Annotated in this window: 14 protein-coding genes; 9 read left to right on the plus strand and 5 right to left on the minus strand. The window is 56.4% G+C overall.

Annotated features, from left to right (window positions below; genetic code table 11):
- Window positions 1-6: 6 nt before the first annotated feature.
- The 4 genes from MHH28_RS16280 to MHH28_RS16295 form a co-directional block, all read right to left on the minus strand.
- The gene (locus MHH28_RS16280; RefSeq protein ID WP_405116694.1) at window positions 7-1,305 is read right to left on the minus strand and encodes a 6-phospho-beta-glucosidase; all 1,299 of its coding nucleotides are present in this window, start codon (window positions 1,303-1,305) and stop codon (window positions 7-9) included.
- The gene (locus MHH28_RS16285) at window positions 1,290-2,279 is read right to left on the minus strand and encodes an N-acetylglucosamine kinase (protein ID WP_405116697.1); all 990 of its coding nucleotides are present in this window, start codon (window positions 2,277-2,279) and stop codon (window positions 1,290-1,292) included. The genes MHH28_RS16280 and MHH28_RS16285 overlap by 16 nt, the downstream gene beginning before the upstream one ends.
- Window positions 2,280-2,298: 19 nt before the next feature.
- Entirely contained in the window at window positions 2,299-3,288 is a 990-nt protein-coding gene (locus tag MHH28_RS16290) for a LacI family DNA-binding transcriptional regulator (RefSeq protein ID WP_405116700.1), read from the minus strand.
- A 333-nt stretch (window positions 3,289-3,621) separates the two neighbouring features.
- The gene (locus tag MHH28_RS16295; RefSeq protein ID WP_019908812.1) at window positions 3,622-3,846 is read right to left on the minus strand and encodes a LuxR C-terminal-related transcriptional regulator; all 225 of its coding nucleotides are present in this window, start codon (window positions 3,844-3,846) and stop codon (window positions 3,622-3,624) included.
- Window positions 3,847-4,270: 424 nt separating this feature from the next.
- On the opposite strand from MHH28_RS16295, the gene MHH28_RS16300 reads away from it, so the two are divergent.
- From MHH28_RS16300 to nagA, 8 genes are all read left to right on the plus strand, one after another.
- Complete coding sequence (locus MHH28_RS16300) at window positions 4,271-5,248, plus strand: LacI family DNA-binding transcriptional regulator (protein ID WP_405116705.1); 978 nt, start codon at window positions 4,271-4,273, stop codon at window positions 5,246-5,248.
- Between the two features lie 407 nt (window positions 5,249-5,655).
- On the plus strand, window positions 5,656-6,579 hold the full coding sequence (gene efeO / locus MHH28_RS16305) for an iron uptake system protein EfeO (RefSeq protein ID WP_405116707.1): 924 nt from the start codon (window positions 5,656-5,658) through the stop codon (window positions 6,577-6,579).
- Between the two features lie 4 nt (window positions 6,580-6,583).
- A complete protein-coding gene (gene efeB, locus MHH28_RS16310) occupies window positions 6,584-7,924 on the plus strand; it encodes an iron uptake transporter deferrochelatase/peroxidase subunit (RefSeq protein WP_405116709.1) in 1,341 nt (446 codons plus the stop codon).
- A 12-nt stretch (window positions 7,925-7,936) separates the two neighbouring features.
- A complete protein-coding gene (locus tag MHH28_RS16315; protein WP_405116712.1) occupies window positions 7,937-8,362 on the plus strand; it encodes a hypothetical protein in 426 nt (141 codons plus the stop codon).
- A 50-nt stretch (window positions 8,363-8,412) separates the two neighbouring features.
- Window positions 8,413-10,239, plus strand: a complete 1,827-nt coding sequence (locus MHH28_RS16320; RefSeq protein WP_405117138.1) for an FTR1 family protein — start codon at window positions 8,413-8,415, stop codon at window positions 10,237-10,239.
- A 219-nt stretch (window positions 10,240-10,458) separates the two neighbouring features.
- The gene (locus MHH28_RS16325; RefSeq protein ID WP_405116715.1) at window positions 10,459-11,337 is read left to right on the plus strand and encodes a MurR/RpiR family transcriptional regulator; all 879 of its coding nucleotides are present in this window, start codon (window positions 10,459-10,461) and stop codon (window positions 11,335-11,337) included.
- Entirely contained in the window at window positions 11,337-12,065 is a 729-nt protein-coding gene (nagB, locus tag MHH28_RS16330; RefSeq protein ID WP_340994254.1) for a glucosamine-6-phosphate deaminase, read from the plus strand. The genes MHH28_RS16325 and nagB overlap by 1 nt, the downstream gene beginning before the upstream one ends.
- The gene (gene nagA / locus MHH28_RS16335; protein WP_405116719.1) at window positions 12,053-13,246 is read left to right on the plus strand and encodes an N-acetylglucosamine-6-phosphate deacetylase; all 1,194 of its coding nucleotides are present in this window, start codon (window positions 12,053-12,055) and stop codon (window positions 13,244-13,246) included. Before nagB ends, nagA begins: the two co-directional genes overlap by 13 nt.
- Window positions 13,247-13,415: 169 nt before the next feature.
- On the opposite strand, the gene MHH28_RS16340 is transcribed toward nagA, so the two are convergent.
- Window positions 13,416-14,252 carry a YhcN/YlaJ family sporulation lipoprotein gene (locus tag MHH28_RS16340; protein ID WP_405116722.1) on the minus strand — a complete coding sequence of 279 codons (837 nt, stop codon included), beginning with the start codon at window positions 14,250-14,252 and terminating at the stop codon, window positions 13,416-13,418.
- A gap of 190 nt (window positions 14,253-14,442) precedes the next feature.
- On the opposite strand from MHH28_RS16340, the gene MHH28_RS16345 reads away from it, so the two are divergent.
- Window positions 14,443-15,513, plus strand: a complete 1,071-nt coding sequence (locus MHH28_RS16345) for a glycosyltransferase family 4 protein (protein WP_405116725.1) — start codon at window positions 14,443-14,445, stop codon at window positions 15,511-15,513.
- Window positions 15,514-15,602: the final 89 nt, after the last annotated feature.

The raw sequence follows: 15,602 nt of genomic DNA on the forward strand, positions 1-15,602 counted from the left end.
ACGATTCTATTGAAATAACGGCAAAAACGGTTTGTTCTTCTCCAGCATGACATCCAGCAGCTGTTCTGCCACAGTAACCGAAGGCATGAGCGGATGATGAACCATTGCCTGCAGGGCTACATCCCGGTCTCCATGCACCGCCGCCTCGATCGTAAGGCTCTCATATTGCTTGACGGCAGCCAGCAGGCCTCTCATAGACTGGGGGACTTTGCGGAGCGGAATGGGCAGCGGACCCTGCTTGGTGACTATACAGTTCACCTCAATCGAAGCATCATCCGGCAAGAAATCAATAATCCCGTTATTCCTTACATTCAGGGTCTGGATATCGCGGGAATCATTATGAATGGAACGCATCAGCAACACTGCCGCCTCCGAGTAATAGGCTCCGCCGCGCTGCTCGAGCTGCTCCGGCTTCTCCTTCAGCTCTACGTTCCGGTAAAGCTCAAACAGCTCCTCTTCCACCTTCTTCACGACTTCGGCGCGCGAGCCGGTTGTTGCCGCTGCTTCCTTCTGTTCCGCAAGCATCTCATCCGTCATATAGTAATAGCTCAAATAATAGGAAGGGATCGCCTGCAAACCATTCAGAAACCGGTGATCCCAGGCGTCAAACGGCACATTTCCCGCCTTGTAGCTCTGGGGATAATCTATGAGCTCCTGCAGCCTGCTTTTTCCGTCAATTACAACATCGGATACCCAGTGCAGATGATTGATGCCGACAAACTCCGCATAGATCTTCTCCATGGGAAGTCCGAAGAACCCGGAGAGCCACTTTTGAAACCCGATGGGCGAGTTGCACAGGCCTACACTTTTTACCGATGAATATTTGTGAACCGCTTCAGTCACCATACCGGCTGGATTCGTAAAATTCAGCAGCCAGGCATCGGGGGCCAGCTCCTCCATATCCTTGCAAATATCCAGAATAACCGGAATGGTCCGCAGGCCCTTCATCATTCCTCCGGGACCTGTCGTCTCCTGACCGATGACACCGTACTCAAGCGGAAGGAGTTCATCCCATTTGCGCGCTTCCAGCATGCCTACCCGGATTTGTGTGCAGACGAAGTCGGCTCCCGCAATGGCCTCCCGGCGATCAAGCGTCTGCGTAACGGTAACCGGCAGCCCGGACTCTGCAATCATGCGCTTGCTCAGTTCCGTAATCGTATGTAGCTTCTCTCTCCCCTCTTCAATATCCACCAGCCATATTTCGCAGACAGGAAGCTCCCGGTGATGCAGGATGATCCCTTCAATTAATTCAGGTGTATACGATGACCCCGCTCCGATCACAACCAGCTTCAATGTGTTCTCCATGAATATTGCTCCTCCTTACCCTGTGATAGTTGATCAAGAACCTCGTGATTCACACGCAGCCCGCTGCTTTCCATCGCCAGAACGACCGACCCCACCACTGGCTCCCGGGTTAAAATCCTTAATGTGCCGTTCGGAGCCGCCTGCTTCACTCTTTCCTCAATCGCCCGCCGGATAATGCCCGGGCGGTCTCCCTTGGTCAGCAGGCTGCCGGCAAGCACGATGTCGAAGGACTCCTCCTCCATGCCCAACCGGCGGATGGCCGATGCCGCCGCCAGACCCAGCTCATCACCTTGCTTGACCAGCAGCCCGTTGGCTACCGGGTCCCCTTCCTCTGCCGCCTGAAACAGCAGCTCCGCAATCTGCGGAGGCAGGTCTCTGAAATGATCCAGGTAATCCTCCCTCAGCTCCGGGACGTTGGAGTAGCCCAGCAGCTCAGTTAGGCGCTCGCTGAGGACCGTCTTCTCTCCTCTGCCGTCATCCGCCCTGAGGACACTGCGGAAGACCTCCATACTTAAGTCATAGCCGCCACCGAAATCCCCGAACCGGTAGCCGAATCCGCCGCATTGATAAGTCGCACCCGCCGGATTTTTGCCGCTGCAGTTCACGCCCGAGCCGCAAATCAGCACGATTCCGTAACTCTTCTCTGTCCCTGAACGCAAGGCGTTCCAGGTATCACAGGAAATCTCAGTCCGGGGAAGGCCGAGACGGCTGATGATGGGCCGCAGGATTCGGAAATCGGCTTCCCTGTCCGCTCCCGCCAGGCCGAACCAGGCGTGATCCAGCTGGTCCCTGGTCAGGCCGGAGGCCATAAGGGCTTCCGATACCGCCTGCTGCAAGCTGTTCTCCGCCTGCTCACGGTTCAGCTGATGATTCCCGTTCCCGCCCTTGCCTGCACCGAGAATCTTCCCCTGTTCATCTGCAATCATTGCGTAGGTCTTACTGCCCCCTGCATCCACTCCCAAAAAATACTTCACAGATCATTCACTCCTAATCTCAAGTTAATCGAACAGAGGCGGTGGATTCACGAATGAGAAGCTGTGGAGCAAGCTTCGTTACCGCAGGCGGAATCACCTCCCCATGAATCAGCTTCAGCAGGATGTCAACGCCGATGTTGCCCATCTGCGCCTCAGGCTGCCGGACTGTCGTAAGCCGCGGGTAGAATTCACCGACAAACTGCTGATCGTCAAAACCCACCACCGAAATATCCTGCGGCACCCGAATCCCTTCCTCCCGCAGGGCTTGAACAACCCCAAGCGCAATAAAGTCGTCTCCGCAAAAAATGGCCGTCGGCAGCTTATCTTCACGAATCCATCTCTGGGCCATCTCATAACCGCTGCTTACCGTAAATCCGCAATATTCTGTGGCAAAGGGCGATAGTCCTGCATCATCCAGCGCCTGAACGTACCCCCGTTTGCGCTCCGTTACACTGAGGAACTCGGGCGGGCCGCCGATATAGGCGATCCGGGTGTGTCCAAGGCTGATCAGGTGCCCGGCAGCTTCATACCCCCCTTGATAGTTATCAACGAGCACACTTGGAACATCTTCATGCTCGAACTGATTATCCAGCAGGACCACCGGAATGTTCTTGCGCTTCAGCTCCTCCACGTATTCCTTCTCCTCCAGCGGAGACAACAGGATAATCCCGTCCACGCGGTCCTTCTGGAACAGGAAGTTGACCCCATCATCGTCATTCTCAGCGATCGACAGGGCCAGGAAATAACCCTGCTCTGCCAGCTTCCGGTTCACTACGCGAATCACGCGGTCATAGAAAGAGTCGTTAAAATTGGTAATCGACATCCCGATGACTCCAGTCTTGCCGCGCACAAGGCTCCGCGCCGCTGAATTGGGCTGATAGTTCAGCTCCTCCATCGCTTGCAGCACTTTCCGCCTGTTGCCTTCACGTACAGAAGGTGAATTGTTAAGGACTCTGGATACGGTCACTACAGAGAGCCCCGACTTCTTGGCTACATCATGAATATTCATGTAAATATCTATGCCTCCACGCTCGAAAGTTTAAACGATTTAACTTTTTAAGAAATAAAAAAGATTTACTCAGCATGCCACAACCTACAGCCTGACTGAAAAATCGAACATTGGACGTCAGCTTTACATTTTACTAAAAGTATCGAAACCACTTCAAAAGTTTAAAGGTTTATACTTTACACAGATTTTACAACCAATCGCCCCATCCGTCAATCTGTAAATCGCAAAAAGCTTAATATTCGCGGACTACAATCACCTGCAAACAACAAAAAACCTCCCCTCATCCCGAAGGATAAGAGAAGGCTTAAACGCATCACCTCTGAAGCATGGCAGCTAAATTTTCAGCTCCCCAAGCTTGATCAGCTCGACAACCGCTTGCGAACGGCCTTTTACGTTTAATTTTTGCATTACATTGGAAATGTGATTGCGGACGGTTTTTTCGCTAATGAATAGCAGTCCGGCAATATCCCGTGTAGTTTTGTCCTGCACAAGAAGCTCGAATACTTCGCGTTCACGATGCGTCAACAAAAATTTACTATGATGTTCATTCCCCTTCAATGGTGTCACCCCTCCTTGCCCTGGGTTTGTTTGGTATAACAAGGTAAAGGGATACAGTCAAACCATACTATGTGGGGGGGCAGTTAATGGTGCTGTCGCAGCATTAAATTGGGCGGGGGCAGGAGCGGAGTCTGGACAATCCCGGCATATTGCAGCCAGGGCGCAGCAAAAACAGCCGCAGCTCCTTAGACATCAAGGGCGGCAGCCGGCAGGCAAATGGTATAGAATTCGGTTACAGCAACAAGCTGTACCGGTCCGTCACGCCCTTGCGGTCACGCCGGTTTCTCCGGTAGAGATTGCTGTTGCACCCCCAGTGTAATGTATGAAATGGATTCCATAGCAAGCTTTTTATAGGCCGGAAAAGCTGTTCATTTCTATGGTAAAATAATGACATACCAGTCTCACACAGGAGGCGCAGACGCACGTGGCTAATATTAAAGAAATCGCCCGGATGGCCGGAGTATCCGTCACCACCGTCTCGCGGGTGCTGAATAATCATCCGTATGTCAGCAAGGACAAAAGAGCTGCCGTACTGCAAACGATCGAGCAGCTGGACTATACCCGCAATATGAACGCCGTTCATCTGATTACCGGACGCACCGGTGCGGTGGCGGTGATTGTTCCGTATATTCATGCTTTTTATTTCTCGATTATTATGAATGGAATTGCCCACGAGGCGCTGCTCTCGCAATACCGGCTGATTCTGTGCCAGAGCAATTACCGGGAAGAAGAAGAAATCAAAGTGCTGGAGATGCTGCGCCATAAAGAGATTGACGGTGTCGTTATTGTATCTACTGCGCTGAAGCCAGACATCATCGAGGAGTATACGGCCTACGGTCCGGTCGTCACCTGCCAGGACAGCGGTGAGCGCCGCTATTCCTCTGTCTATATTGAGCATTATGCGGCTTTCAAGCAGGGGCTGGAGTATTTGACCGGCAAGGGCTACCGCTCCATCGGTTACTGCGAGGGCCGTCAGGGCGGCAGCAGCGCCATGATCCGGCAGGCCGCTTACCGCGAATTCATTGCTGGGCATCAGCTGGCTTTTGAAGAGGAATGGATGATCTATGACTGCCTAACGGAGGAGGACGGCGCAGCCGCTGCCCGGTCACTGCTGAGGATGCCGCGGCGGCCGGAAGCCTTGATAATCACCGGCGATCATGTGGCGGCAGGGCTGATCATTGAAGCGCGCAAAGCGGGTCTCTGCATCCCCGGGGACCTCGCGGTCATGGGCTTCGATAATCAGCCGATCGGCCGGCTGCTGGAGATTACCACCATCGACAATCATCTGTATGAGATGGGAGCCGCCGCCTTCCGCATCATCCATGAGCAGATTCACTCGGAGCACCCCGAGCCGGTCTACCGCAAGCTGGACTACCGGATTATTGAGCGGTCCACGGTGTAGTAACAGATCTGGCGGTTGAGCTATTGTAGGATTTCAGGAGTTTTCGGGATTACACATTGTTGTAGGTATTACAACTTTGATTCAAGAATAGCCGGATGTCCGAGAGGAATGTTGTATAAAAAACAGGAATTTACAAGACTCTCTCCTAAAAACAGAGAAATTGCTGTCTTTTCTACAACAAAACTTGATTTGGGCCATGGTTATGAGTAGAGTGTTGCATTTTGTACAGGAATTCAGATAATATCTGCGTCTTCTGGTTAGCCGGAGGCGTTTTTTGTTATTTCATTTGTGCGAATCGGCATGAATATGATAATTATCACATTTTCATTGACAGGTAAAGGTTCGAGAATTATGATAAGTCCATCATTGATAATGATTATCATTAACAGAAGGAGTGTCCATAATCCATGAAGATTAGTCATGCCGTACCTGCGGGTCTGCTTGCAGCTTCCCTCCTGTTTGCCGGATGCGCAAGCAAGGATAACAGTAATAACGATGGCAACAATGGCAACGGCGGGAATAACTCCGGAAATAATGCCGCAGCTGGGACCGGGGGCGGGGCCGCCGGCACACCTTCAGCCACCACAGCCCCGGACGGAACGGCGGCCGACTTCACTACTGCCATCGACGAGTACCGGAAATACGTTATTGAACAGTGCGATGCGTTCGTCAAGCAGACCGAGGGCTTCACAGATGCCGTCAAGGCGGGCAAGCTGGAAGAAGCCAAGGCGCTGTATGCTCCGGCGCGTATGCATTATGAACGGATCGAGCCGATTGCTGAAGCGCTTGGAGATCTGGACCCGAATATAGATGCCCGTGAGAATGATGTGGATGCAGCGCAGTGGCGCGGCTTCCATAAGATTGAACAGGCGCTCTGGCAGAATCATACAACGGAAGGAATGACGGAGGTCGCGGACCGCCTGCTGAAGGATGCGCAGCTGCTGCGCGCCAAGGTCGAGACGGCCGGAGTCGATGCCAATCTGCTCGTTACCGGGGCTGTTGAGCTGCTGAATGAGGTCTCCTCCTCCAAAGTAACAGGGGAAGAGGAGCGTTATTCCCATACGGATCTGTATGATTTTGTGGCGAATGTGGAGGGGGCCCGGAAGATCTATGAGCTGCTCCAGCCGGAGCTGGCCAAAAAAGACCCGGACCTTGCGCAAACCATCGGCGAGCGGTTCACAGCCTTAATGAATGAGCTTGCGCCGTTCAAATCCGGGGATGGATATGTGTCTTACGAAACACTGAAAGAAGACGAGGTCCGGAAGTTAAGCCAGAATCTGGATGCCTTGGCCGAGCCGTTATCCAATATGGGAACGATTCTGGGAGTGTGACGGTATGAATAAGAAAGACAAGAATCCCCGGAGTCACGCCGACGCGGACAGCAGGACTCCTGCGCCGGAGTCCAAGTTGTTCAATACCAAATTCAGCCGCCGCGATATGCTGCGGCTTACCGGTGCCTCGGGCCTCGGCCTGCTGCTCGGCGGAGGCGGTGTGGGCGGCATTCTGGCTGCGCGCCAGGCGGCGGCTCCGGCTGTTCCTGCGGCTTCTGCGCAGTACACAGCAACAGATCGCATTCCGTTCTACGGAAAGCATCAGGCGGGTATCCTTACCCCTGCGCAGAATTTTCTGTGCTTCGCCTCCTTTGATCTGACGACCACCAAGGTCAGTGATGTGAAAAAACTGCTGGAGGCCTGGACCGCCGCTGCCGCCGCCCTGACCTCAGGCACGATGATCGGCACAGCGAATGACAAACCCAATCTTCCGCCTACCGACACCGGCGAAGCGGATGGCCTTACCCCATCCAAGTGCACGCTTACCTTCGGCGCAGGTCCGGCCTTGTTCGACAGCCGCTTCGGCCTTGCCGGGAAGCGGCCTGCCTCCTTCACCGAGCTCCCGGCATTCACAGGCGACAGCCTGGAGCCGCAGTGGTGCGGCGGCGATCTCTGTGTGCAGGCCTGCGCCGATGATATGCAGGTGGCATTCCATGCCATCCGCAATCTGGCCCGTATCGCCCGGGGCACGGCAGTGCTGCGCTGGACACAGGAAGGCTTCCAGCGCAGCGGCAGTGCCGACCCGTCAGGCGGCACGCCGCGCAATCTGCTCGGCTTCAAGGACGGCACCGGGAATCCCGGGGTCACCGATGAGGCGCAGATGCGAAATATCGTCTGGAGCGGCAGCGCGGATGGCCCGGCCTGGATGAACGGGGGCACGTATCTTGCACTGCGCCGCGTACGTTTCCGTATTGAGGTCTGGGACCGCTCCTCCCTGAGCGATCAGGAGGCCACCTTCGGGCGGCACCGGCAGAGCGGCGCACCGATCGGAGCGCAGGATGAATTCGCCGAGCTGAATCTGGAGGCAGCCGATGCCGCCGGCAAGCCGCTTATTCCGCCGGATTCCCATTCCGCTCTCGCCCACGGGGACGGCTCGGTCAAAATGCTGCGCCGCTCCTACTCCTATTCCAGCGGCATGGATCTCAAGACCGGACAGCTGGATGCCGGACTGGTATTCATCAGCTTCCAGAAGGACCTGATGAAGCAGTTCGTCAGCATCCAGCAGCGCCTCTCCAAAAATGACCGGCTGAATGAATATATGGTTCACACCGGCAGCGCTGTGTTCGCCTGCTTCCCGGGTGTACGCGAAGGCGGCTATATCGGGGAGCTGCTGCTCGAGGGATGAAATGCCCAGGCTGTGACGGGTGACGCTGAGGAAGCAGGAGCCATGGAGATTCTGAGGCCAGAAGCGCAACGGCGATTCGGGGACCAGAGCTGCGGCGATTCGGGGACCAGAGCTGCGGCGATTCGGGGACCAGAGCTGCGGCGATTCGGGGACCGGAGCTGCGGCGATTCGGGGACCGGAGCTGCGGCGATTCGGGGACCGGAGCTGCGGCGATTCGGGGACCGGAGCTGCGGCGATTCGGGGACCGGAGAGGACGGACAGGTAGCTGATCGTTACGGACAGAGAGGCCTTTATTTTCTCTTTTCGAGCATATTCAGCTACTCGAGCGGACTGCACGGCGCTTATTTCCGCTACGGCGGGCGTTTTCCTCCCAATTATTTGTACATAAGCTCCACTGAGTCCGTTCAACTTGCAGAAACGTTAATATTGCTAAAATAAGCGCAGCTGAGTCCGTTACAAGTGACCCCTCCTCGCTAAACTTGAAGGGAATGATCCCGATGATCCTCACAGTTACACAGAGTTCTTGGCGGCAGATCCGGGCAGCGCTGCTGCTGCTCTGCCTGCTTGTGCTGCTGCCCGGCGCGCCGGCTTCTGCGTCAGGCGCGCCGCTGGATGAGCTGCTGCCGCCTGTAGGCAGCGCGCTGGTCGAGGCCGGCCAGAGCCGCTGGGAGGCGGCGGCGGCCGATATTGAATCGTTCGCGGCGCTGTGGCGCAGCGCGAACGAGAGCAAGCCGGACCCGGCACTCGCCGGTCCGGCGGCCGAGGTGGACGCCGCGCTGGCCGCTGCGGCGGAAGCCCTGGCGGGCGGCGGCGGAGCGCCCGCCAAGACGGCCCTGTCCACGCTCGCCCGCAGCGTGGACGCGTTCGTCACCGCCGCTGCAGGCGAAGGCGGCGGTGCCCCGGGCGCTGCCGGCCGCGCAGCGGCGGCGAAGCTGCTGCCCGCGGCGGAGCGCACGCGGGATGCGGCGCGCAGCGCCGACTGGGCAGCGGCGGCGGAAGCCTACCGCGCCGTGGTGAACGGATGGACGCCGGCGGAACGCGGCATCCGGGCGGACAATCCCGCCGTCTACGGCTTGCTGGAGACGAAGATGAGCCTGCTGCGAATTGCGCTGCAGGCAGAGCCGGTCCGCGCGGAGGCCGCGCAGGCGGAATCCGGGGCGCTCGCGGCCCTGCTGTCCGACTACAGCGAAGGCAAGGCCGTCGATACCGGAGGCACGCCAGCGGAGCCGGCTTCCATTGAGGGGCTGATCAGCTATCTGAAGCAGGCTTCCGCCGCCGCCCAGGCCGGAGACAGCGCAGCAGCCGCTGAGGTAATGGGGCAGTTCATCGCCGCCTGGCCATCGGCAGAAGGCCAGGTGCAGCTTGCCTCGCCCACAGTCTACGCCAGCATTGAGAATGAGAGCACTGCCGTCACCGGCTATCTGCTCTCCAGCCCTCCGAAGCTGAACCAAGCGCTACCGCTGATGGACACGATGCTCTCTGAGCTGACGCCGCTGGCCGGGGAACGGACATATACCGCGTGGGATGCGGCACTCATTCTGCTGCGCGAGGGGCTGGAGGCGATTCTTGTACTCGCCGCTCTCCTCGCCTATCTGCGCCGGGAAGCAGAACCGGCGGCCCGCCGCTGGGTCTGGTCCGGCGCGGCGGCAGGTCTGGCCGCAAGCATCGGGCTCGCCGTATTGCTGACCTATTCCCTCTCCCAAGCCGCCTCCGGCGGAGCGCGTGAGCTGATCGAAGGCATCACCGGCCTCGTTGCCGTGGTCATGATGCTCACCGTCGGCCGCTGGCTGCACGGCAAATCCAGCACGGCAGCCTGGAATAAGTATGTGGACCGCCAGATGCAAGGGGCCCTGGCCAAAGGCAATCTGTGGTACCTGTTCTTCATCGCTGCGCTGGCCATTCTGCGCGAAGGGGCGGAGACTACGATTTTCTACGCAGGGATGGCACCGGCCATTAACACCTCTCAGCTGCTGCTCGGGATTGGCAGTGCCCTGGTGGTTCTGATCATCCTCGGCTATGCCATGATTGTACTAAGTGCCAAATTGCCGGTTGCCGCCTTCTTCCGCGCTGCTACAGTGCTGATCTACTATCTGGTGTTCCGCTTTCTCGGTGAGAGCCTCCATGCCTTACAGATCGCCGGTAAGCTGCCCGCCCATAACGGGCACAGTCTGCCTTCCATCGGCTGGCTTGGCATGTATCCGACCTGGGAGACCACCATCCCGCAGCTGCTCATTCTCGTCTTCATTCTATGGGAGCTGCTGCGCGGCAGACGTCCTGCCAACAGGACGAAGGCTGCTGGCGGGATCACTAAGTAAACACTCTTGTTATGTAAAAGCTGCAATCTGTGCGTGTGCCTTCAACACGCAGATTGCAGCTTTTTGTGTGTCATTCCACCCCAAACCAAACTGCCTATTGCAACCTTCCGCAATTTGTTTTATCCTGAATATGAAAATAATTTTCTTTATCTATGTATATATTATGTAAAATAATTTCATGAGTAATCTTGAGCAATCTATAGAAAAGAAGGTGAGTGCTTGTCTCCCATTCTGCATGCTCTGGAGCATGGCAAGCCCAAGCTGTCACAAGTGGAACGCAAGCTGGCTGAACGCATTCTGGCCTCGCCCGGGGAAATTGTCCATATGGGCATCACGGAGCTGGCTGAGGCATGCGGCATCAGCACGGCGACGATTACGCGCTTCTGCAAAGCGCTGCACTTCAAGGGGTATCCCGATTTCAAGCTCAAGCTGGCGGCTGAGCTGGCGCATAGCGACGGCTCGCCGGAGGCGGGCAGCTCCTCTTATCAGGACATCGTCGCTGGTAATCCGCTGCCATTCATTGTAGAAGCGATGCAGGCCAACCACCTGGCCTCGATCCGGGACACTACCTCGCTGCTGGATCTGGGACGGCTGCAGCAGGTCATTGATCTGCTGTGCCGGGCGCGGCGGGTCGATCTGTACGGGATGGCTACGTCGTCCATCGTGGCCCAGGATTTCTATCAGAAGCTGATCCGCATTGGCGTGAACTGCACCGCTTTTGCCGATTCTCATATGCAGATCACTTCCGCTTCCTCGCTCTCTTCCGGCGATGTGGCCTTCGCGGTCTCGTATTCGGGGGAGACCCCGGAGACAGTCGATGCCTTAACCTGTGCGGCCGCAAGCGGCGCTGCCACAGTGTCGTTAACCTCTTATGGAAGCAGCACATTGGCTACGCTGGCCGATATTCCGCTGTTCTCCTCGTCCCTTGAGCAAGGCATGCGGCGCGGCGATATGGCGTCAAGAATCGCACAGCTGCATATTATCGATATTCTGTTCACCGGCATGGTCAGTACCCGGTTCGGGGATTTCATCCCCAAGCTGGAGCAGTCCTACAGGAACGTCCAACATTACCGTCATAAACGGGGAGGTCAAATCTAATGAATATTTTGAAATTTCAGCATGAAGAAGATTTCGCAGCTACAGGAGCCAACCTGATCGCCAGTCTGCTGCAGAGCAATCCCAGAGCCGTTCTGGGACTGGCTACCGGAAGCTCACCTGTCGGGGTATATGAGAAGCTGGTGGAGATGCACCGCAAGGGCAATGTCAGCTTCGCCAAAGCCTCGTCCTATAACCTGGATGAATATGTCGGGCTCCCTGTGGATCATCCGCAGAGCTATCGCAGCTTCATGAATGAGCATCTGTTCAACCATATTGATATCGACTTGGCCCGCACCCATGTCCCGAACGGAAATGCCCCCGATCTGGAAGCCGAATGTCTGGCCTATGACCGGATGCTGGAGGATAACGGCCCTGTGGATCTCCAGATTCTCGGCATCGGCAGCAACGGCCATATTGGCTTCAATGAGCCGGACGCCAGCCTGAGCAGCGGGACGCATGTGGTTGACCTGCTGGAAGAGACCCGGGAGGCCAATGCCCGCTTCTTCGAGCGTGTGGAGGATGTGCCGCGCCAAGCCGTAACGATGGGGATTGGCGGCATTCTCAAGGCGAAGCAGATTGTCCTGCTTGTCCGCGGGGAAGAGAAGGCCGAAGCGGTTAAGAATGCGCTGGAGGGTCCAATCACCACCCAGTGTCCCGCCTCGCTGCTGCAGAGCCATCCGAATGTGGTCGTGCTGCTGGATGAAGGAGCTGCCAAATGGCTGAAATAAACGGTACGCGCGGAGAATTGTTGTACGGCAAAGTGCTGACTCCTGACGGAATTATTGAGCAGGGTGTAGTTGCCGTAGCGGAAGGCTTGATCCAATATGCCGGAGAAGCTGCCTGGCTGCCCGCAGCCTATGAGGGCTGGCATATAGCCACCCGGGAGCCGCAAGGTCTGCTGATCCCCGGTTTCGTCGATGTGCATGTGCATGGCGGAGCCGGACATGACTTCATGTACAGCGATGCAGATGCTATTGACACCATCACACGGTTCCACGCCTCACACGGGACGACCTCTATGCTGGCTACAACCATGACGGCTGCCAAGGCAGATATCGATCAAGTACTGGCTGAGGTGGATGCTTATCGCACCCGTGAAGGCGGCATGCCTTATGCAAGGCTGGCAGGCGTACATCTGGAAGGACCGTTCATCAGCGTAAGATGGCCTGGAGCGCAGAATCCCGAGCACATCGTACCGGCTAATATAGAGTGGCTGGAGCAATGGGAGGAACGGTATCCGGGAATGATCCGCCAGGTCACCCTGGCCCCTGAGCGTGAAGCGGCTCTGGAAGCTATAGAGTGGCTGCGCAAGCATAGCATTACGGCTGCGCTGGGACACACCGATGCCACATTCGAGCAGGTGATTGCTGCGGCTGATGCCGGACTGAATCAGGCGGTGCACATGTTCAACGCCATGACGCCGCTGCATCACCGCAAGCCGGGGACGGCCGGGGCCGTCCTGTTCGATCCCCGGATCAGAGCCGAGGTGATTGCCGACGGCATCCATGTTCATCCGGCAGCCATCGGCATCATCACCCGGCTGAAGAACAACAACAATCTGCTGCTGATCACAGATGCCATGTCAGCGACCGGACTCAGCGACGGAGAATATGCCATCGGCGATCTGCCTGTCATCGTCAAGGACGGGATCGCCACCCTCAAGGAGCATCCCGAAGCGCTGGCCGGCAGCACACTGACGATGATCAAAGGCTTCCGTTATCTGGTTCAGGAGGTCGGTCTCAGCCTGCCCGAAGCCTCGCAGGCAGCCAGCCTTAATCCGGCGCTGTCGCTCGGCCTGCAGCGTTCTATCGGAACACTTGAGGCTGGCAAGCGCGGCGATATCCTGCAGCTGGACCAAGAGCTGAATCTGCGCGGCGTATGGATCGGCGGACGCAAGCTGGAGGCCTGATCCGGTAACCTGTAAACACAACAATGCAGCCCTCTCACCCGGCTTTCCGGGAACGGTGGCTGCATTGTTTGCGTCTGTCTTCATTACACTGTTGCCTGTGTGTGCCCGTCATCTGAATAAGCCTCATATCCCGCTGGAATACTATCTTCATTCAAGAGCACAATGCTGCTTACCGTCCGCTGCGCGCAGGGAAAATGCGTTCGGCCATAATGCGGAATTCATTCGCGAAGCCTTTGAGCGGATGTCCGGCACGGAATTCCCGGGCATAATAATCGGCCCGTTCCACGAAATCCGGGTTCGCCGAGACATAGACGTTCTTCACGTAAGTGTTTCCTTTTTTCACCTCTGCGGCGATCTTGTCCTTAACTTCCCCGGTAAGCGTGTCTCTATCCGTGATAGCAGCTCCCGTACCCGGTGACACGCTGCGTGTTCCAACGGTGCCCCCAAGGCTCTCATCGATATCACGCTTCATATGCCGTCCATCCGTCATATTGCTGCCGGACATGATCCCGTTGTTGCCGTTCCCCGGATAATTTTCCGGAGCCGCCATGCCTGTACCGCCGACAGTCCCGGTGCCTGTCAGGCTCCCCGGAATTCCAGCCATCGAACCGCCTGTACCCGTCATTCCGGGAACGCCGGCAGCTGTCCCTCTTCCCGTAGCCATCTCCCGGGTGGTATTCCGGGTGTGTACGCCGCCCGAAGCATTCTCCAGCATTACAGCGACATAAGCGCTTCTGCCAACCATAATCACGTTAGCCGAACGGACTTCCGGCATGGCCGCTACACGGTCAGCCAATTCCTTGCTCATCTCCATGCTGCCGAAGTCATCATCGCGCATCCCGTTCCGTACAGAGTTTACGTGAATACGCCCGTCTGCCCCCCGTACATTTTTGGTCTGCATATTACCGTTGTCGCTTGCAGAGTTGTTGGTACCGCAACCGGTAATACTGATGGCACCAACCAGCAGTGCCGCAGTAACTGACAAACCTAATTTCGATCGCAACATTCATTCATCCCCCATCACAGAAGTAAGTAAGTGCAGCGTAACAACCTTAGCATGGCTCCCCTGCTGCCGGGCTATCCAGAGCAGGATTTGGCAATGCCGCCCCACAGTCACATGTAAGAGTAATCCGGCGTATCTTATAAAACAGCAGACTGTATGTCTCCGCAGGCAGTCCAGATCAGGAGGGGTAAGCTTGAAAATTCTATTTACGTTTTATGTACCAAGCGGCGGGGTCGAGACCTTGAACAGGCTGCGGTGTGAGAGTCTTCAGAAGAACGGCATTGAATGCCATGTCCTCTATCTCATGGCGGGGACCGGCACCCACAACAGTGTAAGCTTTCCGGTATTCATCACTCCGCATGATGAAGATATCAGATCCATACTGAATACCCATCATTATGACGCCATCATCGTCACCTCCGATTATCTGCTGCTGGAACGCCTGCGCCGGCTGGGGTATGGCGGGATCCTGATCTACGAGTCTCAGGGTCTGGGAACACGAAGCGAAGCCCGTAATGTGATTATAGAGTCCGTGCCTTATCTGCAATCCTACTGCAATGCTGTGCTGATTCCCCCCACCGATCATTTACTGGAGCTGTTCATCGAGATCTGCCCCTGGCTCCAGCGCTATGTCATCCCGAACCTCGTGGACGTCCACGAATTCCAGTATATCCCCGCCGAGGCGCCTGTTGATCCCGTGATCGCCTGGGTAGGGCGGCTGGAGCCCAATAAGAACTGGAGCGAGTACCTGAAGGTTGCCTATCATATCCGCCAAGCCAAACCTAACCTCCATCTCTGGATGTTCCATGATCCGGGCTTGGCCGCCGAGGACCAGAAGGCGGCATTTCATGAAGAGCTGCATGCTCTTGGCCTGAATGACCGGCTGAATGTGTTCACGAATATACCCAATCAGATGATGCCTGTCTATTATTCATCGATTGCCGCTTCAGGAGGCTTCCTGCTGTCCAGCTCTGTCACAGAAGGCTTCGGATATGCCGTAGCTGAGGCTGTCTGCTGTTCTTGTCCTGTATTGAGTACGGATTCCGACGGGGTCAGATCCTTCATCACCCATAATATTACGGGTAAATTCTATCCGATTGGCAATGTGGAGGCTGCCGTGAACGAAGGACTGGAGCTGATGAATAATACTGCGCTGCGTGAAGCCATACGCTATCAGGGCCGTCAGCATATGGTTACGCATTTCGGATTCGATCAGTACGCGCATTCCTTCCGCGAGATGATGAACTCCTTCTCTATCTTTTGACTACAGTCTGCCGGCCAAAAAAAACCTTCAATCCCCATCGCCAACCGGGGTTGAAGGTTTCTCTGTGTATTGTGTTGCGCCAGGGGCCG

The organism is Paenibacillus sp. FSL K6-1217, from assembly GCF_045040735.1.
Taxonomy (GTDB): Bacteria; Bacillota; Bacilli; order Paenibacillales; family Paenibacillaceae; genus Paenibacillus_AQ.